At 56.5% G+C, this 26319-nt stretch carries 25 protein-coding genes, 1 pseudogene and 1 riboswitch; of the genes and pseudogenes, 10 read left to right on the top strand and 16 right to left on the bottom strand.

Translation table 11 applies throughout. From position 1 onward, the window contains the following. The first annotated feature begins 62 nt into the window (after positions 1–62). On the top strand, positions 63–992 hold the full coding sequence (locus G6R15_RS03975; RefSeq protein WP_164658476.1) for an AraC family transcriptional regulator: 930 nt from the start codon (positions 63–65) through the stop codon (positions 990–992). On the opposite strand, the gene G6R15_RS23045 is transcribed toward G6R15_RS03975, so the two are convergent. Then, complete coding sequence (locus G6R15_RS23045; RefSeq protein ID WP_164658475.1) at positions 989–1942, bottom strand: helix-turn-helix domain-containing protein; 954 nt, start codon at positions 1940–1942, stop codon at positions 989–991. The genes G6R15_RS03975 and G6R15_RS23045 overlap by 4 nt on opposite strands. Before the next feature lie 203 nt (positions 1943–2145). Between G6R15_RS23045 and G6R15_RS03965 the strand changes: the two genes are divergently transcribed. The 3 genes from G6R15_RS03965 to G6R15_RS03955 all read left to right on the top strand — a co-directional run bounded on the left by G6R15_RS03965 (position 2146) and on the right by G6R15_RS03955 (position 5385). Continuing rightward, a complete protein-coding gene (locus tag G6R15_RS03965; RefSeq protein ID WP_164658474.1) occupies positions 2146–3417 on the top strand; it encodes an arginase family protein in 1272 nt (423 codons plus the stop codon). An 83-nt stretch (positions 3418–3500) separates the two neighbouring features. Further along, positions 3501–4379, top strand: a complete 879-nt coding sequence (locus G6R15_RS03960) for a peptidyl-prolyl cis-trans isomerase (protein ID WP_164658473.1) — start codon at positions 3501–3503, stop codon at positions 4377–4379. Further along, positions 4357–5385 carry a HupE/UreJ family protein gene (locus tag G6R15_RS03955; RefSeq protein WP_240336656.1) on the top strand — a complete coding sequence of 343 codons (1029 nt, stop codon included), beginning with the start codon at positions 4357–4359 and terminating at the stop codon, positions 5383–5385. The genes G6R15_RS03960 and G6R15_RS03955 overlap by 23 nt, the downstream gene beginning before the upstream one ends. 289 nt (positions 5386–5674) lie before the next feature. On the opposite strand, the pseudogene G6R15_RS03950 reads toward G6R15_RS03955, so the two are convergent. The 5 genes and pseudogenes from G6R15_RS03950 to G6R15_RS03930 form a co-directional block, all read right to left on the bottom strand. Beyond that, positions 5675–5822: pseudogene (locus G6R15_RS03950) on the bottom strand (IS5/IS1182 family transposase); the annotation flags it as partial. Between the two features lie 298 nt (positions 5823–6120). Further along, entirely contained in the window at positions 6121–6351 is a 231-nt protein-coding gene (locus G6R15_RS03945) for a hypothetical protein (protein ID WP_164658472.1), read from the bottom strand. A 217-nt stretch (positions 6352–6568) separates the two neighbouring features. After that, positions 6569–7060 carry an Lrp/AsnC family transcriptional regulator gene (locus G6R15_RS03940; RefSeq protein ID WP_164658471.1) on the bottom strand — a complete coding sequence of 164 codons (492 nt, stop codon included), beginning with the start codon at positions 7058–7060 and terminating at the stop codon, positions 6569–6571. Between the two features lie 35 nt (positions 7061–7095). After that, a complete protein-coding gene (locus G6R15_RS03935) occupies positions 7096–7818 on the bottom strand; it encodes a haloacid dehalogenase type II (RefSeq protein ID WP_164658470.1) in 723 nt (240 codons plus the stop codon). Next, entirely contained in the window at positions 7815–9179 is a 1365-nt protein-coding gene (locus tag G6R15_RS03930) for an aminotransferase class III-fold pyridoxal phosphate-dependent enzyme (RefSeq protein ID WP_240336655.1), read from the bottom strand. The genes G6R15_RS03935 and G6R15_RS03930 overlap by 4 nt, the downstream gene beginning before the upstream one ends. A gap of 420 nt (positions 9180–9599) precedes the next feature. Beyond that, positions 9600–9808: riboswitch (cobalamin riboswitch) on the top strand. 156 nt (positions 9809–9964) lie between these two features. Between G6R15_RS03930 and G6R15_RS03925 the strand changes: the two genes are divergently transcribed. The 4 genes from G6R15_RS03925 (at position 9965) to G6R15_RS03910 (ending at position 13517) form a co-directional block, all read left to right on the top strand. Further along, positions 9965–10750 (top strand): ABC transporter ATP-binding protein, encoded by a 786-nt coding sequence (locus G6R15_RS03925; protein ID WP_164658469.1) that lies wholly within the window; start codon positions 9965–9967, stop codon positions 10748–10750. An 18-nt stretch (positions 10751–10768) separates the two neighbouring features. Then, positions 10769–11716 (top strand): ABC transporter substrate-binding protein, encoded by a 948-nt coding sequence (locus G6R15_RS03920; RefSeq protein WP_164658468.1) that lies wholly within the window; start codon positions 10769–10771, stop codon positions 11714–11716. Positions 11717–11759: 43 nt separating this feature from the next. Next, the gene (locus G6R15_RS03915; protein ID WP_240336654.1) at positions 11760–12731 is read left to right on the top strand and encodes an iron ABC transporter permease; all 972 of its coding nucleotides are present in this window, start codon (positions 11760–11762) and stop codon (positions 12729–12731) included. 258 nt (positions 12732–12989) lie between these two features. Beyond that, the gene (locus tag G6R15_RS03910; protein WP_164658466.1) at positions 12990–13517 is read left to right on the top strand and encodes a hypothetical protein; all 528 of its coding nucleotides are present in this window, start codon (positions 12990–12992) and stop codon (positions 13515–13517) included. A gap of 64 nt (positions 13518–13581) precedes the next feature. Here the strand turns inward: G6R15_RS03910 and G6R15_RS03905 are convergent, their stop codons facing one another. The 8 genes from G6R15_RS03905 to G6R15_RS03870 all read right to left on the bottom strand — a co-directional run bounded on the left by G6R15_RS03905 (position 13582) and on the right by G6R15_RS03870 (position 22037). Continuing rightward, positions 13582–15030 (bottom strand): efflux transporter outer membrane subunit, encoded by a 1449-nt coding sequence (locus tag G6R15_RS03905; protein ID WP_164658465.1) that lies wholly within the window; start codon positions 15028–15030, stop codon positions 13582–13584. A 110-nt stretch (positions 15031–15140) separates the two neighbouring features. Beyond that, positions 15141–15638: a DUF3299 domain-containing protein gene (locus G6R15_RS03900; protein ID WP_240336653.1), complete on the bottom strand. Its 498-nt coding sequence runs from the start codon at positions 15636–15638 to the stop codon at positions 15141–15143. Positions 15639–15687: 49 nt separating this feature from the next. Further along, positions 15688–16734: a hypothetical protein gene (locus G6R15_RS03895; RefSeq protein WP_164658463.1), complete on the bottom strand. Its 1047-nt coding sequence runs from the start codon at positions 16732–16734 to the stop codon at positions 15688–15690. A gap of 36 nt (positions 16735–16770) precedes the next feature. Continuing rightward, entirely contained in the window at positions 16771–18024 is a 1254-nt protein-coding gene (locus G6R15_RS03890) for an ABC transporter permease (protein ID WP_164658462.1), read from the bottom strand. Then, positions 18021–18734 (bottom strand): ABC transporter ATP-binding protein, encoded by a 714-nt coding sequence (locus G6R15_RS03885; RefSeq protein ID WP_164658461.1) that lies wholly within the window; start codon positions 18732–18734, stop codon positions 18021–18023. Before G6R15_RS03885 ends, G6R15_RS03890 begins: the two co-directional genes overlap by 4 nt. A 15-nt stretch (positions 18735–18749) precedes the next feature. Then, on the bottom strand, positions 18750–19364 hold the full coding sequence (locus G6R15_RS03880) for a DUF2796 domain-containing protein (RefSeq protein ID WP_164658460.1): 615 nt from the start codon (positions 19362–19364) through the stop codon (positions 18750–18752). 61 nt (positions 19365–19425) lie between these two features. Continuing rightward, complete coding sequence (locus G6R15_RS03875) at positions 19426–20493, bottom strand: nitronate monooxygenase family protein (protein WP_164658459.1); 1068 nt, start codon at positions 20491–20493, stop codon at positions 19426–19428. Between the two features lie 83 nt (positions 20494–20576). Continuing rightward, a complete protein-coding gene (locus tag G6R15_RS03870) occupies positions 20577–22037 on the bottom strand; it encodes a PLP-dependent aminotransferase family protein (protein ID WP_306432338.1) in 1461 nt (486 codons plus the stop codon). Positions 22038–22120: 83 nt separating this feature from the next. Here G6R15_RS03870 and G6R15_RS03865 point away from each other — a divergent pair, with 83 nt between their 5' ends. After that, positions 22121–22513: a DUF983 domain-containing protein gene (locus tag G6R15_RS03865; protein WP_240336652.1), complete on the top strand. Its 393-nt coding sequence runs from the start codon at positions 22121–22123 to the stop codon at positions 22511–22513. 2 nt (positions 22514–22515) lie between these two features. On the opposite strand, the gene G6R15_RS03860 is transcribed toward G6R15_RS03865, so the two are convergent. After that, positions 22516–24249, bottom strand: a complete 1734-nt coding sequence (locus tag G6R15_RS03860) for a GMC oxidoreductase (protein WP_164658457.1) — start codon at positions 24247–24249, stop codon at positions 22516–22518. Between the two features lie 119 nt (positions 24250–24368). Between G6R15_RS03860 and G6R15_RS03855 the strand changes: the two genes are divergently transcribed. Then, positions 24369–25499 carry a DegT/DnrJ/EryC1/StrS aminotransferase family protein gene (locus G6R15_RS03855; RefSeq protein WP_164658456.1) on the top strand — a complete coding sequence of 377 codons (1131 nt, stop codon included), beginning with the start codon at positions 24369–24371 and terminating at the stop codon, positions 25497–25499. On the opposite strand, the gene G6R15_RS03850 is transcribed toward G6R15_RS03855, so the two are convergent. Continuing rightward, the gene (locus tag G6R15_RS03850; RefSeq protein WP_164658455.1) at positions 25496–26314 is read right to left on the bottom strand and encodes a sulfotransferase family 2 domain-containing protein; all 819 of its coding nucleotides are present in this window, start codon (positions 26312–26314) and stop codon (positions 25496–25498) included. The two genes, G6R15_RS03855 and G6R15_RS03850, sit on opposite strands and share 4 nt — an antisense overlap. Positions 26315–26319 lie beyond the last annotated feature (5 nt).

Genomic DNA, 26319 nt, shown 5'->3' with positions numbered 1-26319 from the left:
CGATGCCGGAAGTCGTGAAAAATGCGTTTGCCAGCCGGGAAACACGCAATCAAAGTATCACCATGAAACGCCAGCGCTTTTTGTTGAACACACCGGATCAGATCGGTGAATTCCTGTTTGATGCCACGGGCATGATCCCCGGCTACACGCAGTTTTCACCGGGGGCTGCGGATCTGACGTATGACATGGTCGATTTGAACGGGGTCACCCTGCTTTGGGCGAGCGGTGTTGCCCACTGTCGCTGGCTGGATCAAATGTCGGATGACGGACGGGTTCATTTTGGCTTTATGGTCGGGGCAGAAAAGGGCGCGACATCTCTTGGTCACGAGTTGACCCCAAACGATGCGATGTTGTTTCTGCCGGGCCAAGAGATGGATTATGTTTTTCTGGGTCCGGTTGTGACACTAGAGATAGGTGTGTCGCGCGAGATTGCAGAGCAGTTGGGTTGGCAATTCTCGGGGACCCCACTTAGCAAGCACCCACGCCCTCTGTTGGCCCGGCTCGAACATATCTGTCGTCACGCAACAGAAATCGCGAGTGAACCCGGGACAACCGAAGCGCAGTTTTCCGAGTTGAGGGATATAATCCTGGACGCGCTGGAAATCGCGCTTACCCCCTGGTTGGAAGCGGATTCAGACACCACAAGTTTCATGGACGGCAGCACTGCGGCCTACAGTGTCTTGAAGGGTCTGGACCGGGTGTTAAGCGACCCTGATGAGATGGATGTGGATATCCAGGCCATGTCCCAAAAGCTGGGCGTGTCCCGGCGTACCCTGTTTTATGCGCTGAGAAAATCCATCGGGTTGACGCCCAGGCGGTATCAGGAACTGTTGCGACTTGGACAACTGCGGCAGATGTTAAAGGCCTCGGATACTGACAGCCATACAGTCACGCAATTGGCCATGGGCCTTGGGTTTGGGGACTTGGGGCGATTGGCCGGAAAGTATCACAAACAGTTTGGCGAGTACCCGCACGAAACGCTACGAAACTAAAGTTCGCGGCGATAGCTGCGCTTTAGCGTTTCGCTGGGCAATTCCCCGAAAGTCTTTCGATAGGTTCCAGCCAGACGCCCCAGTTCAGAAAAGCCGTAGTCGTTTGCCAGCAAGGTTACCGAATTGCTCTCGGGCGTCTCGCGCAGCAAATGATTGCGCAAGGCATTCAAGCGAACGACTTCGCGAAAGCGGCGCGGCCCAATACCAAGTTCCGATTTGAACACTTGGAACACACGCCGACGAGAGACCCCCACACTTGAAGCAAGCGTTTCGACATCCACGACATGCTCGGCATCTCGATCTAACAGAAGTTTCCTTGCCGTGTGAACCAGATCAGAATGCGTGGAGTGTCGCATGGTGGTCTTTCGGCTTTTTGGGTCGACCCTCCAGGGCATCAACGCCAAATCGAGTAAATCCAAAAACACATTGCGCCACGATGATGTTGCAGCAGGATTGCCCGCGCGACAGTCAGTTGACGCGAAGGCCATATTGGCTGTTTGAAGCAGCGCACGCGAGACGTCTTCGTCCAGTTTGGCCAAGTTGCCGGGCATACAATCCCAACCCATGTGTTTGGGAAGCATTTCACTAAACGTCAGTTCCAGCGTGGTATAGCTCCCGTTTATCCTTAGAGGTGCCTCTTCCCCCGGGCGCAGCAGGTGGCCGGTGGTTGGTGCCAGCTCAGTTCGCCCCATCGTGGCGTCGCCATCTGCATTGGTCAGAACCGCGAACCGCCATTCGCTTGACAGCATCCGGTCATGCCAAAGGTGCTGACCAGTCCCCGAAACGCGCAGTAGCCGAATGCCCTGCAAATCCAGGCTTTGTGCCGTCAAAACTGCGGCACCAGTCGAAAGTTGCAGGAATTGCGTGTCGGTATTTGTCTGCTCTGCATAGAACGCTTCGAGTGTATCGCTGTCCGCCAGGTCGATACTGAAATGTTGAATTCCCGACATGTGCAACTTCCTCCCCGGGATACGGTCCATCCCCACCTGGGGAGCATCGTAGGACTCACTGAAACAACGCTGCCCTCTTACTTGCCCCAATTCCAATACAAGCATGTGAGCTGCACTTTTTGCACAGTGTGACGTCTCCCCCGCTTGTAGACTTAAACACAATGCGCCAAAAAATCCATTGATAATGAAAGGCTTGCAGAAAGATGACGCAAGTTCATACCTTTGCCGCTGCAGTATTGTCTGCGTCTGTCTCCCTGTCATCAGCAAGCTTTGCCGAAGACAATCCGGCCCCGGATCTCTCTGCTGATCGGCGAATTGACGGAATACCGGAAACGCTTGTGCCGTGGCGTGATCCGGACAACCCTAATGTTCAGCTTCTCGATCCGGGATGGAACAAGTATTACTTGCGCAAGGACATGATCGGCGACAACCCGGAACGGCAGGCAGGACCGATAGATCTGCAGCGGTATTATGCCGTGCCGATGAAACATGCCTTTCCAACCTATTTTGGCCTACCGATTGCAATGACGACCGAAGACCTGATCGCCGGAGAGGTGGACATCGCCATTGTTGGGGCGCCGTCAGAATACAACCCATCCAGCGGAACGGGCTGGGCCGCCAACTACATGCGCCTCATCCACAACTATGACTTTGCCCAAACAGGCCACGACATGTGGTTCAACAATCAGTACTTCGACGAGCTAAACATCGTCGACTATGGCAACGCCAACCAGCACCCATCGCTGATGATGCAAAACTTTGCGGATCAGGCTCTGGTGTTCAAGGAAATCCTGGAAGGCGAAGCCATGCCCATGATCATCGGCGGGGATCATGGCACGCAAGTTGCATCACTCATGGCTTTGCATGACCATTTTGGGCCCAAAAGCTTTACCATTGTCCATTTTGATGCCCACACGGATCTTGCGCCCCCCGATGGTCGTTTAGGCATGTTCACTCATGGCGGAGCAGCTCTGCGATTTGCACACGAGCAAGGGTTGGTGAACGGGGACCAGATCTTTCACGTTGGTCTGCGCGGCGCCTATGAAAGCGTCGAACGCATGGACTGGATGTTCAACAACGAGACGAATTATTACTTTATGCCTCAGTTCGAAAGGAACGGGTTCGACGCCACTGCTCAGAAGTTGATCGAAGAGCTTGAGGGGCGCCGGATCTACATTTCCTTGGATATGGATGTGATCGACCCGTCTGCGGTACCGGGGGTTTCGAATCCAGAAATCGGCGGCCTGACAACGCTCGAGATGATGAAGCTTTTGCGGATGATCTTCCTGCAGAACGAAGTCATTGCAATTGATTTCTCGGAATACTCGCCGCTTCTGGACGATCGCCGCAGAAACACCGCAAACACGATCAGCCGTTTGCAGCGCCACATCTTTGCAGCCTACGCCGCGCGCAAATCCGGCATCACCGATCCGAATTATGTGCATCCAGCTATGTTGCAGGATAACAGCAAGTAACGGATGCGCAGATTTGCATGAGACTTGTAAATCCAACCAAAGGACGCCTTTTATGGGGGCGTCCTTTCTAACGGAATGCACGCATGAACACGATTGATCGCAATACAATGCAGGAACACGTTGGTCCTGCGCAGAGCATGGTTGCGCGGGTCCTTCGCGAACCTCTTGTGCACTTTCTGGCTCTCGCGGGGTTGCTGTTCGTGATGCAGGCCTTATTCGCCACCGACCAACGCGACCTGATCGTTGTCGATACCCAAACACAGAAGTTCCTTTTCGATCAAGAAGAAGAACTGCAATTGCGGCCACTGACCGATGCGGAAAAGACCGACATAGTCGATGGCTTCATCGAAGAGGAAATCCTTGTTCGCGAGGCCGTCAAGCGAGGCTTTTCCGACAGTTCTCGTATTCGGGCTCTGTTGTTGCAAAATATGCGTTTCTTCATTGCCGGCGATTTGCGCGAGCCTACCGAAGCTGACCTGAGAGAATTCTTTGCTGCGAATTCTGACAAATTCGAAAGTCCGCCAAGTTTCGATCTTGACCACGTCATGTTCAAGGCAAGCGGCGAAGTTCCCCAAGGGCTTCTGAACGACCTCAATACGGGTTCTGATCCTGCTGGGTTTGGTGAGGTCGACATGTCGTTTGGGCGGGTCTTGCGATACATGGATCAACGACGGTTGGTTCAGGCTCTGGGTGGAGAAACGGCACGACAGGCGCTGGAAGCCCTATCAAAAGATCGCAATTGGCACGGACCCTTTGTAAGCCCGACGGGGTCCGTTCATTTCCTTCGCGTCATTAAGACAAACCCACCTCAGTTGCCGGATTTTGACCGCGCCAGAGATTGGATTTCGGCGCAATGGCTCGCGGACAAATCTCGTCAGTTGTTGGAAACGGAGCTTCAATCTGTTCGGCAGGATTACCAAGTTGAAGTGGAGCGCCTGGATGGGACCGACAATGGCGCTTAGATCAATCTGCCTTGCGATCCTCCTTACCATCGCGGCTTTGATCAGCGGGCATAGTACGGCATCCGCCCATTCACTGGGTGTTGATCGCGCGGACCTGGTTGAAACCACGCCGGGTACGTACCGGTTGACCTCGAAGGTGCCGCGCAGAATATCGTCGGCAATTCTGACACCTGACTTGCCCGACCGATGCACGATTATCGGAAACCCGAATGGCGAACGTGGAGGGTACGCGGTCGTCTTTGTCTTTACGTGCTCCACTCGTTTGTCAGCGGACGACACCTTGTTCCTTCCCTGGAAGCGCGAAGGCACCTTGTTGACCGTCAAGTGGTTAGAGCAAGAGCCCGTCACGCGCTTGGCGAAACGAACAGGTGACGTCATCGAAGTTGAGCTAAACGAATGGCTCGCCGGGTCTGGGTCCACGCTACGCGCCGCGCAGCGCTATACCGTCCTTGGGATCGAGCACATTCTTGCCGGAGTGGACCATCTGCTGTTTGTTCTGGCATTGATTTTTGTGGTCAACAGCCGATGGAAGCTTGTTAAGGCAATCACTGCCTTCACGGTGGCGCACTCGATAACTCTGGGCCTGGCAACGCTGGGATATGTGAACTTACCATCCGCACCGGTCGAAGCTGCAATCGCCTTGTCCATTGTGTTTCTTGCATCCGAGATCGTCTGGAAATCGCGGGGAAGGACATCGTTGACCTTCGAAGCACCTTGGATTGTAGCCTTCGCCTTTGGATTGCTGCACGGATTGGGATTTGCCGGAGCGTTGTCGGAAATTGGTTTGCCGCCTGCCGAAATTCCCATCGCCTTGTTGTTTTTCAATTTCGGCGTGGAAGTCGGGCAGCTGATTTTTGTAGCCCTGGTTTTAACTCTTGGGTGGTTGTTTGCGCATCTTGGGCTTTCAGAGGGGAAACGGTCCGCAGCCCGTTTGATCATCATCTACGGGATTGGGATGGTTGCTATGTATTGGACAGTTGAGAGAGTGGCGGCTGTTGTTGCTTAGGCTTTCGCCAGATGCGACAGTTAAAACATGGTTATGTTTGTTGCTCAAACCCACCGGCTCAGCTTATCAGGACCAACATCCAAGCGGCCAACAAGCAAGAGGGTGAGTCTGAGTAACATTGAAAGGTCCGCTTCTTGCGCATCGATGACGTTTAGTTGGATCGCAGCGAATTACTTTTTCTCACCCGGCGTGCAAACCGACCATGTCCGCTTCGGGCTGGGATCAGACGTTCCCAGTCTTATGTCGCTTGCAAGTTTCGTAGATGTGTCTCGCTAGAGCGGGTTCTCCGAGTACCTGCTATCCAGAAAACGCCATCAAGAACAAGGCGGTGGTTGGTGGGTTTGCATCCATTTTGGGGCGCGGGTGGCAAGAATGAAGTGTTCAAAGAACGCCCACTCCTCGGCCGGCATCAAGTCTCGTGCCAAGCTGGTCTCCAACGCAGATACCAGCTTGAATCATGCTCAAAGCCTGATGTGAACCCTTTTTGTCCACACAACCTAACTGTCAAAGCAATCAATAACGGGCCAAAAAACTGCCCCATTCAAAGCGTGAGAAACACAAGGCAAAATCCCACGGCAGCATCTTTGGACGAATACCTCCATCGACCACATACCCAAGGTTGCGGCCACAAATACAAAAAAATGGGCTTCTGAAAAGGAGGCCGGACACTGCGCCAACGGTAAAATGGTCACTCAATGGCAATAGCACCAGGGCCAGGGCCAGGGCGACACCGGTTTAAAAAACGCTCAACGCCAGCGCACAACCCAACCGGTTCACCTCCGCTCCGTCAAAAACACCCAGGAATCCGGCGATGCCAACCACGGCCCAGAACAGCTGTGCGACCTGGGCTGACTTTAATTCGACCTCGCCTATTTTAAACAGCGGCGATGTCTTTGAGGTCAGCAAGTCGACCGCAAAAGCCCAATACACCGGGATTACAATTCCGATGAATGCAATCAACAGCACCAACCCTGTCCGGGTGCATCAGATGCCTTATGGATCCCCTAAATACGGTTAGAGAGGATGGAGCCTGTGGAACCGGAGGGATGACCTTGTGCGCACCACCAGGTGGACACGATGGAAAATCCTGCAAATTCACAGTCGTATGCATCATTATTCTTTGCTGTGTGAAACAAGTGTCTTGCGCTTTGACAATACGGATAAAAATACCCCTCGGGAGCCGTCAATCCCGTTCAACGAGATCCTGAACCGGCACGCTGTGTTTTTCGACCACCGGTTTGATCACAATGTAAGAGAAATACTTGTCGATCCCGAGATCGCGATCGAGCAGATTTTCCATGATTTCCTGATACTGCGACACGCCACGCGCGACGAATTTCAGCAGGTAGTCATAACCGCCGCTCAAAAGATGGCATTCGACCACATTGTCGTGTTGCCGGATTTCGGTTTCGAATTTGATGAAATCCTTGCGGCGGTGGTCGGCCAGCGTGATCTCGGTAAAAACGATGACGTGTTCTGCCAGTTTCTTGAGGTTCAGAACCGCACGGTAATTTTGGATATACCCGGCCTTTTCAAGGCGCTTGACCCGTTGCAGGCAGGGGCTGGGGGACAGACCCACAGCCTCTGCCAGATTCACATTGGTGATATCGCCCTGCTCCTGCAGAGTAGAAAGAATATTGATATCGATCCGGTCGAGTTTCGGTGATCCAGCCATATTCTTTCCTCCTCCGGGTATCCGGTTTATCCGGTTTATCCGGCCAGTTCTGCCTGATGCGCCTTGGCCATGTCCATCATGCTGTTGAACCGAAAGTCATATGTGGGCATCTCGCCGGGGTTCATGGTGGCGCCGAACCCTTCTTTGTCGTGGCGGCGGTAGATCCAGCAATTGGCCAGCCCGAACTTGTTGGCAGGCGCATGGTCGTGGAACATACTTTCGGCGGTATGCAGGATGTCACCCTTTTCGATCCCCTGACGCGCCAGCATCTCGAGCATATAGTCGAAATTGCGATCGGCGGGTTTATAGCTACCGACATCCTCAGCGGTATAAACACCATCAAAATGCACACCCAGACGCGTGTTCGCGCCCGAGAATGTCAGATTGTCGGTGTTGGTCAGAACCACCAGTTTGAAGTGCTTTTTGAGGTAGGTCAGCGCTTCGATTGTATCGTCGAAGGCGTGCCAGTGACGCGCGGACATGCCATAAGCCTCACACTCTTCCCAGGTCACCTCGACACACCATTCCTCGGCCAGACGGCGATACACGACGGGCAGAAGTTCATAATATTTCTTGGCCGGGGAATAGCGCTGTGCAGTGCTTTCGTAAAACGCGTGCGCCTCAAGGATATCATCCCTTGTCAGGCTGTGGCTCACCCGGTCGGTCAGCGGTTTCAGACCTGTGATCATGCCGCCTTCCCAATCAATTAGAGTGCCATAGACATCGAATGTGAGGGCTTTGAAGTCAGACAGTTTCATGGGGTTATCCTTTTGTCCAGGGTTGCGCGGAGGCGCGTGATCAGCAGATCGATCTCTGCTTCGGAGATACAAATAGGTGGGGCAAGGCCAATAACATCATCGGCAAAGGCCCGGAAAATTACGCCGTTCTCATAACCGGTCTTGGCCAGTCGTCCGGGGACATCCTTGTCCTTGGCAGGCTTGGCCTTGGTGTCCTTGTTCGACACGATCTCGATTCCAGCCAGCAGGCCCTTGGACCGGACATCACCCACCACAGGGTGATCCAGCACGGTTTTCAACTGGGCTTCGAAATAAGCGCCGACGGTTTTGGCATTCTCGATCATTCCACCTTCATAAAGCTTGATGACTTCCAGCGCGACGGCGGCGCTACCCGGGTGGCCTGAATAGGTAAACCCATGCCCAAATGGCATGCCGTCGGGCGCGGCGTCAGCAATGGTTTGATAGATGCGATCCGATACAAACATCGCCCCCATCGGCGCATAGCCCGAGGTCAGCCCCTTGGCCGTGGTCAGGAAATCCGGCGTCAGGTCTTCGTGTTCGCAGCCAAACATCGGTCCGGTGCCGCCAAAACCGGTGATCACCTCGTCCACAACGAACAGGATGCCCAACTCGCGGCAGGTGTCCTGCATCGCGCGTGCATAGCCATCAGGCGGCACAATCACGCCACCTGAACCCTGCACAAGCTCCATGATGAAGGCGGCGACGTTGTCTGCGCCTAGTTCGGCCACCTTGGCTTTCAGATTGGCAACGCCCTGCGCGATGATCGCTTCACCCGTGGCCGCGTCATTGCGATAAGGGAACGGAGAGGCAATGTGATGCTGCCACTGCATCGGCAGATCGAACTTGTCGTGGAATACCGGCAGCGCGGTCAGACCAACCCCATTTGAGCTAGAGCCGTGATAGCCCTTTTCCAGCGCGATAAAGTGTTTCTTCGACGTCTCACCGCGGGCATTGAAATAGTAGCGTACCATGCGAACGACGGTGTCGACAGCGTCCGAGCCGCCCAGAGTAAAGAACACGTGGTCCAGATCGCCTGGGGACAGTTCGGCGAGTTTGGCGGCCAGCTCAATCGCCGGCTCGCTGCCAAAGTGAAAATACCCAGTGGCATAGGGCAAACGGCGCATCTGTTCCGCCGCAGCTTCGACCACGCTTTCGTGGCCGTAGCCTGCGTTGACGCACCACAGACCGGCAAACCCATCGAGCAACTCGTTGCCATTGGCGTCGGTCAGGAACACACCTTTGCCCGATTGCATGACTGTCACGCCACGCTCTTCATGCGCTCGAATTGGCACCACGGGGTGGAAGTAATGAGCGCGATCTTTTTCTATGAGCGAGTTGGACAGCATCGGTTTCTTTCCCATTTTGGCTTTCCATCAAAAGTAAGGGATCGCGCCGGAAGAAAAGTGTGTTTTACCTCATTGAGCGGCAGTTCTGGTTGAATTTCAGAAATTCACAGCATTTTATGCTGCGACTATCGGCATATATTCTTGAGGATTGGAATGGATTGTGCTCTGAAAAGCCAGTTCTCCAGCATATCATTATGGTATTCGGGATCCTTGTGCCATTGGCTTTGAAATGCCATGCCACGCACAAGGCAAATGAATTCGTTTATCATCGCCTGACGGGTCTGCGCGTTACATCCGAATGCGGCCAGTTTTACATGCCAGACATCGTTTAGGGCTTCGTTGAGTTTTAGGGATTCGACGGACACATAAGCCAATTCCGCCTCATTCACAGCATTGTTGCACGATTAGGCTGTGTTGACACGTTCATCAAAGTCAGGCACTCAAATTCGTGATGGTTCCTTAGGGTTCGCCCAAGGGATAAAAGGGAATACGGTAAGGTTCGCCAATCAGCGCCAATTCCGTGACTGCCCCCGCAACTGTAAGTGGAGAGCAACGCCAATCACCCACTGGTCCCCAAGGGCCGGGAAGGATGGCCAAGCATCGACCCGCAAGTCAGGAGACCTGCCATCAAATGTTCAACCAACCCGGGGCGGGGCGTCCTGGAAGGAGGCTTTGATGGCGCGTTTGACGCGTGGTTGCAGGATCGGCATCCTCTGTCCGCACTTGGCAACAAGTGGAGGCAGCAGTGCCAAAAAAGCTGATCGACTTATTCTGATTTCGACGACCTCTCGGGGGCTGTCATGACCGGAAATTCCTTTCTCGTCGCGCGCAATCTAGAATATTTTGCCCTGAACGGTGACGTCCTGCTTCAAAGTACGTCTTTCAATCTGGAGGAAGGTGCCGTTCTGGCTATTGCCGGTCCAAACGGCGCGGGAAAGACCACGCTATTGAATCTACTCTGTGGCGCGGCGGACTTGGTCTTGGGGGATGTCCTGATCAAGGGGCGCAACCTGAAACAGATGTCAGCGGTCGAGCGGGCAAGTATGATCGCCGTGGTCAGCCAGCACGAACTGCCCGATGGGCGCCTGACGCTGCGCGATTACGTGGCTTTGGGCCAGATACCAATCCGTTCGGATCGCTCGGGCCGGGAAAATGCCGAAGACTTGACCCGGATATTGCAGACAACGGGCCTGGGACATTTGACCAACAAGAAGATGTCTATGCTCTCGGGCGGCGAGCGTCAGCGGGCGCATATCGCGCGGGCCCTGGCACAGCGGCCGTCCCTGCTGTTTCTGGACGAGCCGACAAACCATCTGGACCCGGATGCCAAGGGACGGATGCTGTCGCTGGTCGCGGGATTGGGGATCACGGTGGTGATGATCGTGCATGACCTGGTCTTGATCCCCGAGTTTGCGACCCATGTGGCACTGATGAAATCCACACGGCTCACCAGTTTTGGCTCAGTGGAAGCCGTTCTGACACCTGAACATGTGCGCGACACCTTTGGCGTCGACTATCTGAGTTTTGAACACGAGGGCCGGATAATTCCGGTGCTGGACATCCGAAAAACAACTCTTTCAACCTGACCTATGGAGACAACAGGAATGAAATACATCTGGTCCGTGGCGCTGATCACAGCCATGGTAAACGGGGCCTCTGCGCAAGAGATCTCCGTCGACAATTGCGGTGAACCGCTGACGTTCGAAACTGCGCCCGAACGGTTGGTCGTGCACGACATGAACATGACTGACATGGCCTTTGCCTTGGACCTGCAGGACAGGATTGTCGGCCTGACGGGCATCACCGGCTGGTACAAGACCAGCCCCGAATTCGACACGCTTCGCGGCGATATCCCCGAATTGGCGCCGAAATACCCCACAATCGAAAATCTTGTAGCTGCCGAGCCGGACCTGTTCTTTGCGGGCTGGTACTATGGCATGAAGCCCGGCGGCGACGTCACCCCTGACACACTGGAACCCTTTGGCATCAAGACGATGATCCTGACAGAGAGCTGTGTGCATCTGGACAAGGACCGCCCGGCGGCCAGCATGGACCTGTTGTTCCATGACGTTCTGCGGCTGGGCGCGGTCATGCAGGTGTCAGACAAAGCCGAAGCGCTGGTTTCGGGCTGGAAGAATGAGCTGATCGCGATCGAGGCCAAGACCGCCGATCTGGCAAAGCCGCGCGTCTTCCTGTTGGACGGTCCGGCAGACGCTCCATTCACCGCAGGCAAGTTTGCCATTCCCGACGCGATGATCGCCGCTGCTGGTGGTGAAAACGTGACCCACGATATGGACACCAGCTGGGGTCGCACCTCGTGGGAGACGGTGGCTGCGGCGAACCCGGAATTTCTGGTTTTGCTGGATTATCAAACCGGCAATGGGGCCAAAGACACCTTCAAGTTCTTGCAGGAACATCCGGTTATGTCGCAAACCGATGCGGTCAAGAACGAACGCTGGATCGGTCTGCGGTATGAAGAGCTGACACCGGGACCGGCAAACATCCAGGCGATTTCGAAAATGGCGCAGGCGATGCACCCCGAGTTGAACTGATATGGGGCGATTGAGCCTAAATTTATTCTTGGGGGCGGCCGTCTTGGCCGCCTTCTTGCTGATCTCAACAATCTACGGAACCACGCCCATTCCTGCCCGTGACGCGTTACAAGCCGTGCTGTTGGGCGCGGGGATCGAAGATGGAGAGATGTCGCCGCTGCATCGGATCGTCTTTGACCTGCGCCTGCCGCGTGCGTTGTTCGCGGCGGTCATTGGGGCGGGTCTGGGTGTCGTTGGCGTTGTCTTGCAAACCACCACCCGCAATGATCTGGCCGACCCGTTTCTCTTTGGTCTGTCCTCGGGCGCAGCGGCAGGAGCAGTATTCGTGATCACCGTCACTGGTGACGTCCTTGGCTTCTGGACCTTACCGCTGGCTGCGTTCTTCGGTGGCCTAGTGGCGTCGGGGATTGTTCTGGCGCTGGTTCACGGGCTGCGCACCAGCGCGCCGGAAAAGCTGATCTTGTCGGGCCTCGCGGTGTCGTTTCTGTTTTCCGCCATCACCAATTACCTGATCTTTGCCGGCGATAGCCGTGCAGCGCATTCGGTCATTTTCTGGATGCTGGGCGGCCTTGGGCTTGCACGATGGGAGACTTTTCCCCTGGTTTGTGCCGGGCTGCTGCTAATCTTGTCCTACGCGCTCTATCGTAGCCGCTGGCTGGACGCGCTGCTCACCGGAGATCTCACGGCCTCGACCCTTGGGGTCCCTGTGCAACGTCTTAGATTCAGCATGTTCTTTGCAGCCGCCCTGGCAACAGCCGTGTTTGTATCCGTGGCTGGCGTCATCGGCTTTGTTGGCTTGATGGTCCCTCATATCGCCCGCGGTATCGCCGGCCCGCTACATGGCAACCTGTTACCGACGGCGGCGATTGTGGGGGCGACCTTGTTGACAGGCTCGGACATTCTCAGCAGATTGTTACTGGCGCCACAGGAACTTCCGGTCGGGATTGTCACCACATCCATTGGGTCAATGTTTGTCTTTGCGTTGTTGTTTCGGACAGCCAGAGCTGGAAAGTAGGTCCCTCTGCACCACGGGCTTAACCACAGTTCAACCAAGGGCTGCGCCCCTGGTTCGCGCTGTTTCACACCTCTCTGGTTCCCATCTGACGCACGCAGTTTGGCGCTCTGTATTCTCGCAAAGCGATTGCTCTTGAAATTTTTTCTCTCGCACGCTGTTGACATTATTGACCAACGTGCTCTGTTGTAGTCACGGAATAGAATATCTGAATTAAATCAAGCTACAATAAGACCAAGCTACTGACCCTGGGAGGTTTATATGACTTTAAAGACACTTGCTGCCACTGCCGCACTGATTGCGATGCCCGCTGTTTCAGCCCTAGCCTCAGACGATTTTCTGCCTTCGGTTGATGACGTGTTTACTGAGTGGGGAAAAGTTGAAGGCTGGACTGTGTGGGTCGACGTAACGCGGAATTCCTGCTTGGCCGAGCGCATCGATTCGAACACAAACATTGTCCAGATGGGCCTGAACAAAGCCCAGGATTTTGCGTACCTCGGTGTGTTCACCAAAGCCGACATCAAACTTCGTGGCGGCAAGGAGAAGGTGACTATCTCGCTTGATGGTAAGCTTTATGAGGGCAATGCTCGGAAGAAATCCAAGCACATGGAAGATGGTTATAAGGGTGGGTACATCCTAATCGACAACCCCGAATTCGTTACCCAAGTTCAAAAGCGCTACACCATGGTTGTTTTCCCCAAACGGGAAGAGGCGTTTTCGGTCAGCTTGGACGGCACGTTCAAAGCCATCGAAGCCGCACGTAAGTGTCAAGCAGAACTAAACGGCTGATCACCGTCGACAAGGCCTGCAGCCCAAAACGGGCTGCAGGTATCTGGCGTGCAAGCTGCACAAACTAAACAGGATTCTGGTCGTAAGCTCCGCCAAGCGCTACATTCAAGTCCACAAAATCCACTGCAAAGTTACGCTTGTCCAAAGCCAGCGCATTTTCAGCTGCGAGCAGACCGCGTTCCGCGTCCAGCACCTGCAGGAACCCGCTCTGCCCCGCCACATAGGCCTTCCGCGCCAGTTTCAGAACTTCATTCAAATTGGCAATAGCCTCTGAAGTGAATTTCACGGCTTCCTGATGGTTTCGCAGGCTGACCAGGGAATCTTGAACTTCCTCTACCGCCTCGACAACGGTTTCCTCCCAAACTGCTAGCAGTTCTTTGGTGCGGGCCTTTTGAAACCGGACTTTTGACCGTCGTTCCGGCAGGTCGAACAAAGGAATGTCCAACCCCAACCGCGCGAAGCTCGCAGCTGGGAGCAAATCGTTCCCTGAGTAGTTAACGTTGATGTTTCCGGTGAGTTTAAGTTCTGGAAACAGGTCTGCTTCGGCAACGCCGGCGAGGGCCACGGATTCCGCCAAACGCTTTTCGGCCAAACGCACATCCGGTCTGTTTCGTATCAAGTCCGCCGGCACACCCGTCTTCAGGCCGCGCGTCGACGGCACCGGTTGCGGCGCCGTTCGGTCCAACCCCTCGCGCGGGCGGTCCCAAGCTTGCCCCAGCAAGGCACCGACCCTCGACACCGATTTGAAAAACAGGATTTTCGCTTCGGGCAATTCTGCACGGGCAGACGCCACCAGTGTTCGCGCCTGCGCCACATCCAGGTCTGACACCTCGGGAATATCCGTCTCCTCGGCCTCGACCGCCCCCATTTCCGAGCGTCGCTTTCGCGCCTGTAAGGTGGCATTCAATGTCTGCTCACGCGAAGACACCACCCTAAGATTGATCCGGATGAGTTCTTGATAGAACCGCGCGTCGATGTAGGCCGTTACGAGTTCATCCAAAAGAGTTGCGCGCGCCACGTTGGTATCGGCATAGGCGCCCTCTAGCCGGTACTTTGCTGCTTCCCGTTCGCGCTTAAGTCGCCCATACAGATCTGCTTGCCAGCTGGCCTCGGCCCGAACAAATCCAGTGTCTGCCCGCCCTTCGGTGCCACCACCTGCGACCTTGAATTCTGACACGCGGGCGACACCGGAAACCGGATACCCTGCCCCTTCGAAAATGGCTTGGGATTGCTCCACTCGGGCCACTGCCTTGCGGACATCCAAGTTCTGCTCTAGCCCCAGTTGCACCAGGCGGTTCAGCTTGTCGTCACCATAGGCTTGCCACCACTGCACGTTGGCCCGCGCGACCGAGGATTCCGTCTGAGCCCCCAGGAATTGCTCTGGCACATCCTTGGCCGGCTTTTGAAAGTCTTCGCCAACAGTACACCCTGCCGCCAAAGCCAATTGGGCCCCGGCAGTTGTCAGAAAGCTTCGCCTGTTTACCTGTCGCCCGATGTTCTTGCCGTCCTGCACCGCTCGGATTTTGAGGCTTATGTTAAACAGGCAACGACCCGGAGGGCAATTTGCGCGTGCGCATTTTCCATGGCTGTCGCCATTTTGCACGATTTGGCGCCGTGTTTGGGTTACGAGTAAGGCTCGATCAAATCTGCCGAAAGCGCGTAGCCCACTTCGGCCAACTGAGTGGTTGCCGCCGATGTGCCAAAGAGGCCGGTAACAGTAACAGGCTCGAACAACCCCTGCGCCTCATAAGGCGCATTGTCGGCGGTCACATAGATCAGTTGATTAGGCGGCGGTGGCGGAACATGAACGCAAGCTCCGACATAGGGCACAAGCAAGCCGGCCGTGACCGCGGTTCCGTCGAAATCGAGCGGCACGAGGTAGCCCGGAATACGCACCACTTTGCCGTTGTAGTCGGTGGTCACGGCACCGCTCTTCTCTTGATCGAACGGCGTGCTCAACTGACCGTGCTGCACAACGCCCAACTCGCGCAGCGCTTCGATTTCGGTGCCACCGTCTTGAGGCACCAGGTCCCGCCAGGTGATTGCAATCGGAGCGTCAGCCGCGCGCGCCACGTCGCCAACCAACGAAAGAGCCCCAAGCCCCGCCAAGCTTCGTGTCATGAACAAGCGCCGTGTGTAGATCATCGGTCTTCCCTCTCTCGCGGTTGACTCAGTTCTGAACCAATTCCGCGTTTTCCTCTGCCAGGGCAACATATTGTGTCGCAACAAGCATATCGAGCGGCGACTTGACCGCGCCACTACGCATCAGTTCTGAAATTAGGGCACTTTGCGACCAATCCCAGCGGGCCCCCAACTGGCGAGCCGCCATGGCAACCAGCTGCGGGTCTTTACGAAGCGCCTGTCCCAGCGCCGAACTGATGGTGTCGCGGGTGTCTTCGTCACCAACAGTGCCGTGTATGGCTAGCACTTCGATCAGCAATTCACGGCTGGCGGGGGACAGATCTCGCTCCAATAGGTGGTTGTTGACCAACCGCAGGGCTGCCGCGCTCCCGCCGTGTTCGATCATTGCCATCGCCAAGGCCCCCAAAAGGCCGCCGGAATAATCGGATGACTTCGCCAGGCCCACTTCGAAAAAGGTTTGATCGACGCGGTCCCCGCTCAATCCCAACAAAAGAACTCTGATCGGACGAAGATCAGCTTCTGATCTCAGCCCTAAACGCGAGGTCAGGCGCGCTGGATCGACTTCCAGCGACAGCTCTCGTAGCAGGCTGTAATCAGCCAAATCCAATTCACGCAAGGCCAGCGCGTGAACCTCTTTGTCGGGATGGTTCAGAAGTGATGCAAAATAGGCGAACCGTTCATCATCCGCCCCCATCTCCCATTCGGGCAATTCCTCCATCACGACGTCCAGGACATCCCCCATCGCATCGTTGACATAAGCGACGCGCTGCCATGGGCCATAGGCGCCATCCCGCGCAAACAGGATATGATCTTCCGGATTGGCCGCCAATCTGCGCCGCGCATTGCTGTCAACCAAATGCGGGATGTCGACGTAATCTGCCGTGCCTTCCAGCACCTCGATTTCTGCAAAACGGAACGGTTGCGCCTTGGACGGCCGCGCCAGAACGATGTGTTCGCTTCCCAGCAAGCGCTCTACAAAGGTGATTTGCGGGTTATAACTATGAAAAGCACATGCCCACGCCTGAGAGGCGCACAAAACTGACACAGCGGCAAGGGAAACGGTACGACGAAGCATGCAGTTAGAATGCCAAACTATGGACGGCTTTAGAAGTCACATCTTCACCATCATCCCATCGGCCAAAGAAATCCTGTAGGCGCGGATGGCCGGCAGAAGGCTCACCGCAGCTGCGGCACAGACAACGGCGATAAGCGTTGCGGCCTCGCGCCCTGACAGGCCCGAAATCGGTACAAAAAGCCCAAACCGCGCGTCCAGGATGGGCTGCGCCACAATCAATCCCAGATACAGAAACCCAACGCCAAGTGCCGCGCCAACAGCAGCCATCAAAAGCGCCTCGATCAGCAGCAGCCCCACAACTGTCATCGGTCCGGCCCCAATAGCGCGCAGGATCGCCATCTCGCGCCGCCGTGCGTTCAGACTGGCCAGGAGCATCGCAGCCATTCCCAGCAACGCTGTGACCACCACCATGGCTGACACGCCGATCAGCGCGACCTCAGCTATACCGACAATGCTCCACAACTCTTGCAGGGCCACACCGGGCAACACGGCCAGTAGCGGCTCTTGCGGGTATTCGTTTATGGCCCGCTGTAACGAGAAAATCTTGAGCCGAGATTCAGCGCCCAGCATAATCGCAGTGATGGCCTTGGGCTGCAGATTCATGGAGCGGATCACATCGACCGAGGTCGGTGCGCCTGGCTTTTGCGCCCCGCTCTTCCAATCAACATGAATGGCCTCGATCGCCGTGAGGCTGACAATAACTGTTCGATCGACCGGTGTTCCCGTTTTGGCCAGAATGCCGGAAATACGAAACGGCGTATCCGCATGTTCCGAAAATGAGGCCAGACCATGGGCCACCACAATCGGATCACCAACCGAATATCCCAGTTGCGCCGCAACATCGGCACCAACAACAGCATCAAACAGGTCGTTCATGCGATCGCCACCGGCAAATTCCAACGACCGATCACCGCGGTACTTGTAGCGATCAAAATAGGCCTCTGTGGTTCCCATGACGCGGAACTGTCGGTGGCTGTCGCCCAGGGACATCGGCACGGCCCAAGACACTTCGGGACGGTTGGCGATGTCCCGATAGCTATCCCACGTGATGTTGTTGGTGGCATTGCCGATCCGGAACACGGAATAAAGCAGCAATTGCACACTGCCCGAACGCGCGCCGACGATCAGATCAGTGCCCGAGATCGTGTCGGTAAAGCTGTCGCGCGCGCCTGTACGCAGTTTCTCGACCCCCAGATACAAAGCCACTGACATGGCCACCGCAAAAATGGTCAATCCCACTGTCAGCCAGCGGCTTTTCAACGATGCCAAGGCGAGACGTGTGAGCGTCATGCGCCCCCCGCCCTGCGTAGACTGGCGATCTGGTCCAGCCGGATCACCCGGTCAAAACGATCCGCGAGCCGTTCATCATGGCTGACCATCAGCAGGGCTGCCTCTGCGTCTTGCACCTGTCGGAACACCAGCTCCAGAAACTCACCCTGAGCGTCGCTGTCCAACGCCGACGTCGGTTCGTCCGCGATCACTACTTTTGGGTTGCCAATCATCGCGCGCGCCACGGCAACGCGCTGCTGCTGCCCGACGGAAAGTGTCGAGGCCTGTACCCCTGTCACCAGGGTTTCGGGCAAACCCAATGCCTTGGTCAGTGCCAGCGCCTCTTGCCGGGGGGATTGCATCCGAGCCCGGCGCGCCTTGGAAAAGCGCAACGGTACTAAGATGTTGTCCAGCGCGGTCGCATAGGGCAGCAGATTGAACATCTGAAAGATGATCCCGATGTGGTCAGCCCGGAACCTGTCCCGGCTCGCACGCCCCAAAGCGCCGATGTCAGTACCCGCGACCTGGATAACGCCTTGGCTTGGCGCCAGAATTCCGCAGATCAGGCTCAGCAGGGTCGACTTACCCGACCCACTCTGCCCTAGCAGCAACACCGACTCGTTCTGCAAAACGTCGAACGTGGGCACGTCCAGACCGAACTGCCCGCCCGGCCAGTCAAAACGCACATCGCGCACTGCGATTGCACAGGGGGCTGTGTTTTCCGAGGCCATTAGGGAAAGCTGGTACTAGAACATGCCCCGCAAATCCAGAACAGGTTCGTCACGCTCGACTTCATGGGCTTGAGCGCCTTTGGCAGAAACAATCTGAACATCCAGTTCTAGTGCGTTTGGAAAGCGTTCGAAATAGGCAAACTCAATCTTATCCACGGCTGCCGGGTCGCTGCAAGTTAGCTCGTACTCGGCGTGGAACTCAGAATGCTCAATGCCTTCACCTTCGTGCTCTGCGTGGTCGTTGTGGTCCTCATCGCCATGCTCATCCTTAGCATCATGCTCGTGCTCATCATCGTGGTGTTCCTCTTCCTCGTCACCGTGCACCTCAACACTGGCGGATACAACAGAACACCCTGCGTCGGCGCTCAGAACAAACAGCTCCATTGGACGGGCCAGCTCTGACACCGCATCTTCGATCGATTTACGGTCCTCGTCGGTTGTGGCTGCATGCTCAAATCCCACGATGTCTGCACCGGGGGCTTCAATTTCCATGGCGATGGTGTTGCCCTCAAAGGCAATGTTCAACGTACCCGAACCGTGCTCGTGGGCCTCCAAGGTACGGGTTCCTTCGGCCACGCCAGCAACAGGAACAAGGGGCAAAAGCAAACAGGCAATCGGTGCGAGCTTCATGGTCAGACCTCTGAATAACAAAACTGGATACGCGCAATAGTACCGTAATGTTATAACGTGTCTATACCGAAATGGTCATAAACTCATCCTTCAAGGCGGACATCAGATCAGCCGTTGGCATGGACCGCGCAAGCGGCGCGCCCTGCCCTGCCCATTGCGCACCATACCCACCTTCGCCCCAGTCACTGGCCGCCGCATTCAGCGCCTTGCCGGCATCATAAGCCCTTGGGTAATTGGGCACATCCAAATCAGCAACACCCTGCCCCCACTGCGTAAACCGGTTCTGCAAGCACCGCGCCGGCCGACCCGAAATCACGCGCGTCATCACGGTGTGGTGCGCCGGTCCTCCCAACAACGCGTCGCGATAGGATGCATTAGCACTGCTCTCATCACAGGCGACAAAGGCCGTTCCCAGTTGCGCCGCGACCGCGCCTAGGTTCAAGGCAGCCCGAACACCGGCCCCGTCCATGATCCCACCCGCAGCGATCACCGGGACGCTCAAGTGCTGCACCAGTGTTCGGGTCAGCGCAAAAGTACCGTGCCGGTCATCCTCGGCGTTTTCATCAAAACACCCTCGGTGGCCGCCGGCTTCCCACCCCTGTGCGACGATCGCATCTATCCCGACGGCTTGGGCCTGGCGCGCTTCGGCCAGATTGATGGCACTGGCGATCAGATACGTTCCTTGGGCCTTGAACGCCGCGATCTGGTCGTTTGTCGGCAAACCGAAATGAAAGCTGACGACGCCGGGCCGCGCATCCAAAAGCATGCTGGTCATGGCATCGTTGCCCACAAACGTGTCATAGATCTTGTTCAGAATTTCGGGCGGTTCGGCGTCGAATCTGCCGAACTCAGAACGAAGGCGGGACAACCAAGCGGTATCCTTTTGAGTGTCGGCCCGCGCCGGGCGATGACAAAAAACATTCGCGTTTATGGGATGATCTGTCAGGGTCCGCGCTTCTTCGATCATCGCCCGGGCCCCATCCACTGTCGCGGCCCCCACGCCCAAAGAGCCCAAACCGCCCGCGTTCGATACTGCCGCCGCCATCGCCGGCGTGGAGACCCCAGCCATCGGCGCCTGAATGATCGGAACCTGCAAATTCAACCGGTTGCAAAACTCTGCGCTGCTCATGAAACGCCCCTTTGGAAATCAATTGTGAAACTGCGTTTCAAGTTAGGAGCAGAGAAAGAAAAACGCCATCGCAAGAGATTGCGCTATCCCACCCAGACTTTGTTCAGAACCGCGTCCCTCAACTCGGTCAGATCTTCGGCCAGCTGGGTCTTGGTAATCGGGCCACCAAGGCAGACCCGCATTGCTTCTGCTGGTGACCCCATAACGGTAAAGGCATCACTGGGCATCAGCCCAATCTGACGGTTCGCCATACGGCCCATCACTTCAGCCCGACTGGTTCCCTGCGGCAAAGTCAGCCAGACATTGAACGCCTCGTCCTGACCGCGAATGTCACACCCCTTGAGCAAGTCACGCGCCAAAGCCTGACGTTGCGCCGCGGCCTGCCTGACAAAGGATTGCAACGCACGCGCGGTGCCGTCTTCGACCCAACGGCTCATCAATGCAGCACTGATGGGAGAAGTCATGACATTGCTCGCCTGCAGCACTTGCGCAAATCGCCCTTTGGCCTGCCCCTCGGGCACAGTGGTTAACGCAAGGCGCAACCCCGCCCCAAAACATTTCGACAGACCTGCGATGTGCCAACCCAGATCAGGGATCAAGCGCGAGATCGGCAGCGGCGCGTCAGAGGCGACAAAGCAACAGGCGTCGTCCTCGATCAGAGGAATTTCATGCCGCCTTAGGATGTCGGCCACCTGCTCCCTGCGATCCGCAGGCATTGTGTAGGTTCCGGGGTTCTGGAGTGTCGGGTTTAGATAGACCGCGGAAGGCCAATGAGTGCCAATCGCACGGTCCAGCGCATCCGGCAAAATGCCATGCGCGTCCATCTCAACCCCGATCAAATGCACCCCCAATTGTGCGGCAATGGCGCGAATGCCGGGATAGGTCACAGCTTCGCACAGGACAGTCGGGCCGCTCTCGCTCAGATGCGACAACACCGCGTGGACGCTAGCATGTGCGCCGGGGGTGATGGCCAATTGTTCCGGCGCCACCTCAAACCCGTTTTCGGCCATCCAGCGCCCAGCAATCTCGCGATCCTGAAGGCTGCCGGTGACGGATTGATAGCGCAAAAGCGGCACCAGATTGGCCGAGACATGTCGCAGGCCCTGCTCCATCTGCGCGATCAAATCCGGGTCATCTGGTTCTGGCGGCATGTTCATCATCGGGTCTTCTTCCACGGCGCGGCGCGGGTCTGGCGCCTCGCGTTCCTCGGACAGCTCGCGCACAAAGGTGCCGCGCCCCACAAAGCTTTCGATGTAGCCGCGTTTGACCGCTTCGGCATAGCCGCGCGATACAGTGGTGAAATCCACACCAACCTGCTGCGCGACCTTGCGCTGTGACGGCAGGCGATCTCCCGGCTTGAGCGTTCCGGCCTCGATATCGGCGTGAATGGTTTCGGCGATTTCGATATAGCGCGGTTTACCTGTATCCCGCAGGGTAAGCTGCCATTGCGTCATCGCTGTCTCCATCGCCTGTATCGCCGGGGCGTCCTTGAAATTGGCCCGGTGACACCGGCCCGCATTCGTTCCCTCATAATCATTATCCATCAATTTTGAATATTGTATGGATATTGATTGCATTTATCGAACGACTTACCTAAATGCAACACTGAAACCGAAGGACGCTGATGATGACCACTGACATCCAAGCCACATGCGAACACCAAGACGAAACCCGAGACTTGAAACCAGCCGTGTTCAACGGGCTGCGTTTGCGCTGCCCCAAGTGCGGTCAGGGCAAGTTGCTCCACAGCTATGTCAAGGTGAACGACCATTGCAGCGAATGCCAGCAGCCGTTCCATTATCAGCGCGCCGATGACGGCCCCGCCTATCTGACAATCCTGATCGTGGGTCACCTGATGGGTTTTGCCCTGCATATCACCTGGGTCAATTTTCGCCCTGAACCCTGGGTGCTGGCAACCACGATGTCTATCGTGGCAGTCGTGGGGGCGCTTACCCTTCTGCCCCGGATGAAAGGTCTGATGATTGCCTATCAATGGGCCAAACGGATGCACGGGTTCTGAGGTCAGATAACTTCTGGCCCCTCACCCTGTAGATGATCCGCAAGGCGCAAGGTCAGAGCGATCATCATCAACGTAGGATTGGCATGACCAGATGTCGGGAAAACTGACCCACCGATTGCATAAAGCCCCGCCACCCCGTGCACCGCGCAATTTCGATCGACAACGCCCTGCCTGGGATCATCCGACATCCGCGTCGTCCCCAGGGAATGGCCCAGATCAATGACCGTCGCGGCCTCGGGCTTGTCATCGCGCACCCAAGGTTCGGGGATCAACGGCGGTAGACCCGCGTGATCGAAGCTCTCACATAGTTTGCGGCCCATGTGCAGTAGATTTGATCGGGCTGCATCGCCCGGTGACCACCTAATTTTTGGCACTGGTAGCCCCAGAGGGTCCAGTTCCCCGGACAAGGTAACGCGATTGTTGGGGTCAGGGGGGTGCTCAGACGTTGCCTCAAACCGGACGCCCGAGAGTTTAACCGGTAGGCGCCCGAACCGGTGATCGCTGGCCAATGTATTTGGAAACAGCCGCAACGCGGTGTCAGAAATGCCGCGAGACATGCGATCGGGCAGATACCCTCGTTCCAGAACCCGCGCCCCTGCCCCGCGCACCAATCGCATTGGGCTGCGCAAGACCGATCCTGCATCCGACAACCGCGCCTTGCTTTGGCCACGCAGTAACCGGCGTAATGCTGCAAACGGATCGTCCGCGGCCCGCTCTTCGGTTACAAAGACCGCACCGTTCAACATTTTCTCGGCCCGCTGCATCGGATCGGTCAAAGCTAGACCATACATGTAAACGTGGCTCTGCCCCTGATCCCGCAGACCGAAAAGGCCAAACCTTGCAGCCAGGTCCGACACCTGATCCGGGGAAGCCCGCGCAATAGTAGTGGTAGGATGATCCATCAGGTAGCGACCAACTGTGCCATGCACGTTACCCAAACCTGACATCAAAAGAAGCCGCGCATTTTCAATTGCGCCAGAGGCCAAGACGCAATGCGGGGCCTCAACCGTTACTTCCCGACCCGTAAGGCTGCGCGCAGTCAAGCCGGTGCAGTGCGTTCCTTGACCATTACTGTGCAGCGTCGCGACGGTGGCCTGTGTCAGAACGAGCACGCCGTCCGGCACGTCAGCACGAAAATCCGGCCCAAACCGCATGATGTCGGTCACCTGGCGGCGCGAACGGGCAAACTGCCAGAACATGGTTCGAAAGGCGTCCCCTTCGAGCGTTTGCGCGGGCCGGTCATGCCGCAACCGCTCCCAAAGCTGCGCGTCATAAACACGGGGCCCAAGGTTCAGAAGATCAGAGGCTTGATCCAGGAAAGGCGCTACCTCGTTATCGTTGATGGGCCAGCCGGAAAAAGGCACCCAATCGCGCGCCTCATAATCGACCCCATCAAGCGGGGCCGACTTGCCCGCCCAGGCCTGCGTCGAGCCGCCCAAGCCCCGGCATCGCACACCGTATTGCTGACGGTCCCCATCCCAATGGCGGGTCAGCGTTTTGTGATAGCTTTCGCGGGACGCCGCTTCTTGTGCGTTCCAATCGTCCATGCGAACGGCATTCAAAACCTCATGTTCGGCATCCTGATCCAGACCACCGCTTTCCAGCACAATGATCCGCCGCCCCTGCCCTGACATCGCCCGTGCCAGCGTCAACCCACACGCCCCTCCGCCCACGATCACCAGATCGGCACGCAGAGGGTTTGAGGTCTCGACCTCATTGAGACTTTGAATGGGCATCAGAATTTTGCTTTAGTGACCGGGATGTATAGCAAAGTGTCATATAATCTGCCTCATGCGGCAACCGTCTGTTTTCGGGTGCATCCCGATACTGGTGATCCAGGCAGCGGGGTTCTGTGATGGCTCGCTTGGGATTGCGTGAGTGGTTGACCGTTGGGCGCGTCATTGCGGGCGGCACTCTGACACGTACAGAACACGCGGGCGGTGCTTGCGATAAGTTCGAACAAGAGCTGGCCGGTTTTGCCGAATGCCCCCACTCGTTGGCAGTGTCCAGCGGTACGGCGGCTCTGATTTCGGCGCTGCAGGCTTGCGGCATCGGCCCAGGGGACGAGGTTCTTGTGCCCGCTTACACCTGGATGGCAAGCGCCGGGGCTGTGTTGCAGGTGGGCGCGGTGCCGGTTTTGGTCGAGGTCGACGAGACGCTGACACTGGACGTGGACGACCTTGAAACCAAGATCACCTCGCGCAGCCGAGGGATCATCCCCGTCCATATGCTCAACCGGCCTTGTGACATGGACCGCATTTTGAACATCGCCCAAATACATGATCTGAAAGTGATCGAAGATGCCTGTCAGGCGATCGGTATCCGATACAACGGTCAGGTTTTGGGAACATTGGGCGATATCGGCACCTTCAGCTTTAATCAGCACAAGAACATGACCTGCGGTGAGGGAGGCGCGATCCTGACCAGCGACGCACAATTGTTCGACCGCGCCCGAAACGCGCATGACATGGGGCTGGGGTTTCGCCAGGCCAACACCATCGACCCTGACGAGATTTTCCTGGGCAACAACTTTCGCATCAGCGAAATCCAGGGCGCAATCCTGCGCGTTCAACTGCGCAAGCTGCAAAGCCGGATCAACCGCATGGCACGTCGCGTCACCATGATGGCAGACATGCTGAACAGCGGGGGCTATCCGGTTGCAAAACTGCATGGGCAAGGGCCCGCAGCCAGTTTGGTGCTAACTTTCGATGCCGAGGGCGAGGCCATTCAATTCGCTGAACGACGTGGTGCACGGCGACTGTTTGATACCTCTAAACATGTCTACACCGAATGGGACCCGATCCTGACACGCAAGATGGCGCATTCCGGCATCACCCCTTGGGCCTGGGCTGGCAACCGTAATGGACCAGGACCAGAAAGCTGCCCAAAGACGCTTGATCTGCTCAAACGCAGTTGTGCGATCAACGCCATGCCGGATGTACCAATGCCGGTTGTGCGCTATCTAGCCAAGAAACTGGCAGCCTAGGGCAGGAACACCTGGTTCCAAACCTCGATATCGGGGGCACAGATATCGCGCACCTGAGCCAATTGCGTATCCGTCAAAGACGACAAAGTAATCTTGCCTGCTACTTGGCTTGTCTTGTTTTCATGCCTGATCCGCACCCGTACTCCAAGAATTTGGCGAACGTCGCGCGAGAACCCATCCAGATCATCCAGGCGTCCTACAAGGTCAAATCCCATCAAATGTCGCACGGCCCGATTGATGGCGTCGGCTGATCGCAGATCAGCATCAATAGGCAGATCAGCGAAAATCTCCACAAATTCAGCCCCCATCGCTCTCGCCCTATGGGTGGCCAGAAAGGCATCGAACTCTTCAGCGATATAGCCATGCGAGCCGGGCCTGTTTCGGTTCCAATTGTAGTGCGACAGGAACCGCGAGACCGGCTCTCTTAGCAGGGTGATGAACTTGTAGCTGCCCTGGAATTCAGCGAAAGCCGCGCTGGAAAACGGCACGTGGGATGAGATACAGCGCACGTCGTCATACATCAGATAAAGCAGCATCTGCATGCGCAGATCGTTAACCTCATACATCAAGCGTTCGGTGTCGTTGCGCCCAGTGAAGGTCTGAAACGCACGGAAGGAGGCCTCCGGCTTGACCGTGGCCTGGCTGGTCAAATATCGCATCCTCAGCGCACGCCCAACCGAAGTGCCACCGCATTTTGGCACGTGATGAAAGACAAACCGCTGCGGCGTAAGGCGGTTCAGCATCGCCCGGTTCAGCTGTCGCGCGCGCCCGATCAAGTCCATCTCAGGTAAGCTCTCTGGCGTGAGCGCAGTCATGCGTG

The sequence above is a fragment of the Tropicibacter sp. Alg240-R139 genome (genome assembly GCF_900537075.1).
Classification (GTDB): domain Bacteria; phylum Pseudomonadota; class Alphaproteobacteria; order Rhodobacterales; family Rhodobacteraceae; genus Falsiruegeria.
Note: the sequence above shows the minus strand (reverse complement) of the source record. Positions and strands in the feature narration are given on the sequence as shown.

Bases quoted from the DNA above. Each gene is read 5' to 3' on its own strand.
- G6R15_RS03935 (WP_164658470.1), bottom strand. From the start codon at position 7,818: ATGAAACTGTCTGACTTCAAAGCCCTCACATTCGATGTCTATGGCACT.
- G6R15_RS03880 (WP_164658460.1), bottom strand. From the start codon at position 19,364: ATGAAGCTCGCACCGATTGCCTGTTTGCTTTTGCCCCTTGTTCCTGTT.
- G6R15_RS03890 (WP_164658462.1), bottom strand. From the start codon at position 18,024: ATGACGCTCACACGTCTCGCCTTGGCATCGTTGAAAAGCCGCTGGCTG.
- G6R15_RS23045 (WP_164658475.1), bottom strand. From the start codon at position 1,942: ATGTCGGGAATTCAACATTTCAGTATCGACCTGGCGGACAGCGATACA.
- G6R15_RS03925 (WP_164658469.1), top strand. From the start codon at position 9,965: ATGACCGGAAATTCCTTTCTCGTCGCGCGCAATCTAGAATATTTTGCC.
- G6R15_RS03940 (WP_164658471.1), bottom strand. From the start codon at position 7,060: ATGGCTGGATCACCGAAACTCGACCGGATCGATATCAATATTCTTTCT.
- G6R15_RS03855 (WP_164658456.1), top strand. From the start codon at position 24,369: ATGGCTCGCTTGGGATTGCGTGAGTGGTTGACCGTTGGGCGCGTCATT.
- G6R15_RS03875 (WP_164658459.1), bottom strand. From the start codon at position 20,493: ATGAGCAGCGCAGAGTTTTGCAACCGGTTGAATTTGCAGGTTCCGATC.
- G6R15_RS03895 (WP_164658463.1), bottom strand. From the start codon at position 16,734: ATGCTTCGTCGTACCGTTTCCCTTGCCGCTGTGTCAGTTTTGTGCGCC.
- G6R15_RS03975 (WP_164658476.1), top strand. From the start codon at position 63: ATGAAACGCCAGCGCTTTTTGTTGAACACACCGGATCAGATCGGTGAA.
- G6R15_RS03850 (WP_164658455.1), bottom strand. From the start codon at position 26,314: ATGACTGCGCTCACGCCAGAGAGCTTACCTGAGATGGACTTGATCGGG.
- G6R15_RS03965 (WP_164658474.1), top strand. From the start codon at position 2,146: ATGACGCAAGTTCATACCTTTGCCGCTGCAGTATTGTCTGCGTCTGTC.
- G6R15_RS03885 (WP_164658461.1), bottom strand. From the start codon at position 18,734: ATGGCCTCGGAAAACACAGCCCCCTGTGCAATCGCAGTGCGCGATGTG.
- G6R15_RS03910 (WP_164658466.1), top strand. From the start codon at position 12,990: ATGACTTTAAAGACACTTGCTGCCACTGCCGCACTGATTGCGATGCCC.
- G6R15_RS03900 (WP_240336653.1), bottom strand. From the start codon at position 15,638: ATGACACGAAGCTTGGCGGGGCTTGGGGCTCTTTCGTTGGTTGGCGAC.
- G6R15_RS03960 (WP_164658473.1), top strand. From the start codon at position 3,501: ATGAACACGATTGATCGCAATACAATGCAGGAACACGTTGGTCCTGCG.
- G6R15_RS03865 (WP_240336652.1), top strand. From the start codon at position 22,121: ATGACCACTGACATCCAAGCCACATGCGAACACCAAGACGAAACCCGA.
- G6R15_RS03860 (WP_164658457.1), bottom strand. From the start codon at position 24,249: ATGCCCATTCAAAGTCTCAATGAGGTCGAGACCTCAAACCCTCTGCGT.
- G6R15_RS03930 (WP_240336655.1), bottom strand. From the start codon at position 9,179: ATGGGAAAGAAACCGATGCTGTCCAACTCGCTCATAGAAAAAGATCGC.
- G6R15_RS03870 (WP_306432338.1), bottom strand. From the start codon at position 22,037: ATGGATAATGATTATGAGGGAACGAATGCGGGCCGGTGTCACCGGGCC.
- G6R15_RS03920 (WP_164658468.1), top strand. From the start codon at position 10,769: ATGAAATACATCTGGTCCGTGGCGCTGATCACAGCCATGGTAAACGGG.
- G6R15_RS03955 (WP_240336656.1), top strand. From the start codon at position 4,357: ATGGGACCGACAATGGCGCTTAGATCAATCTGCCTTGCGATCCTCCTT.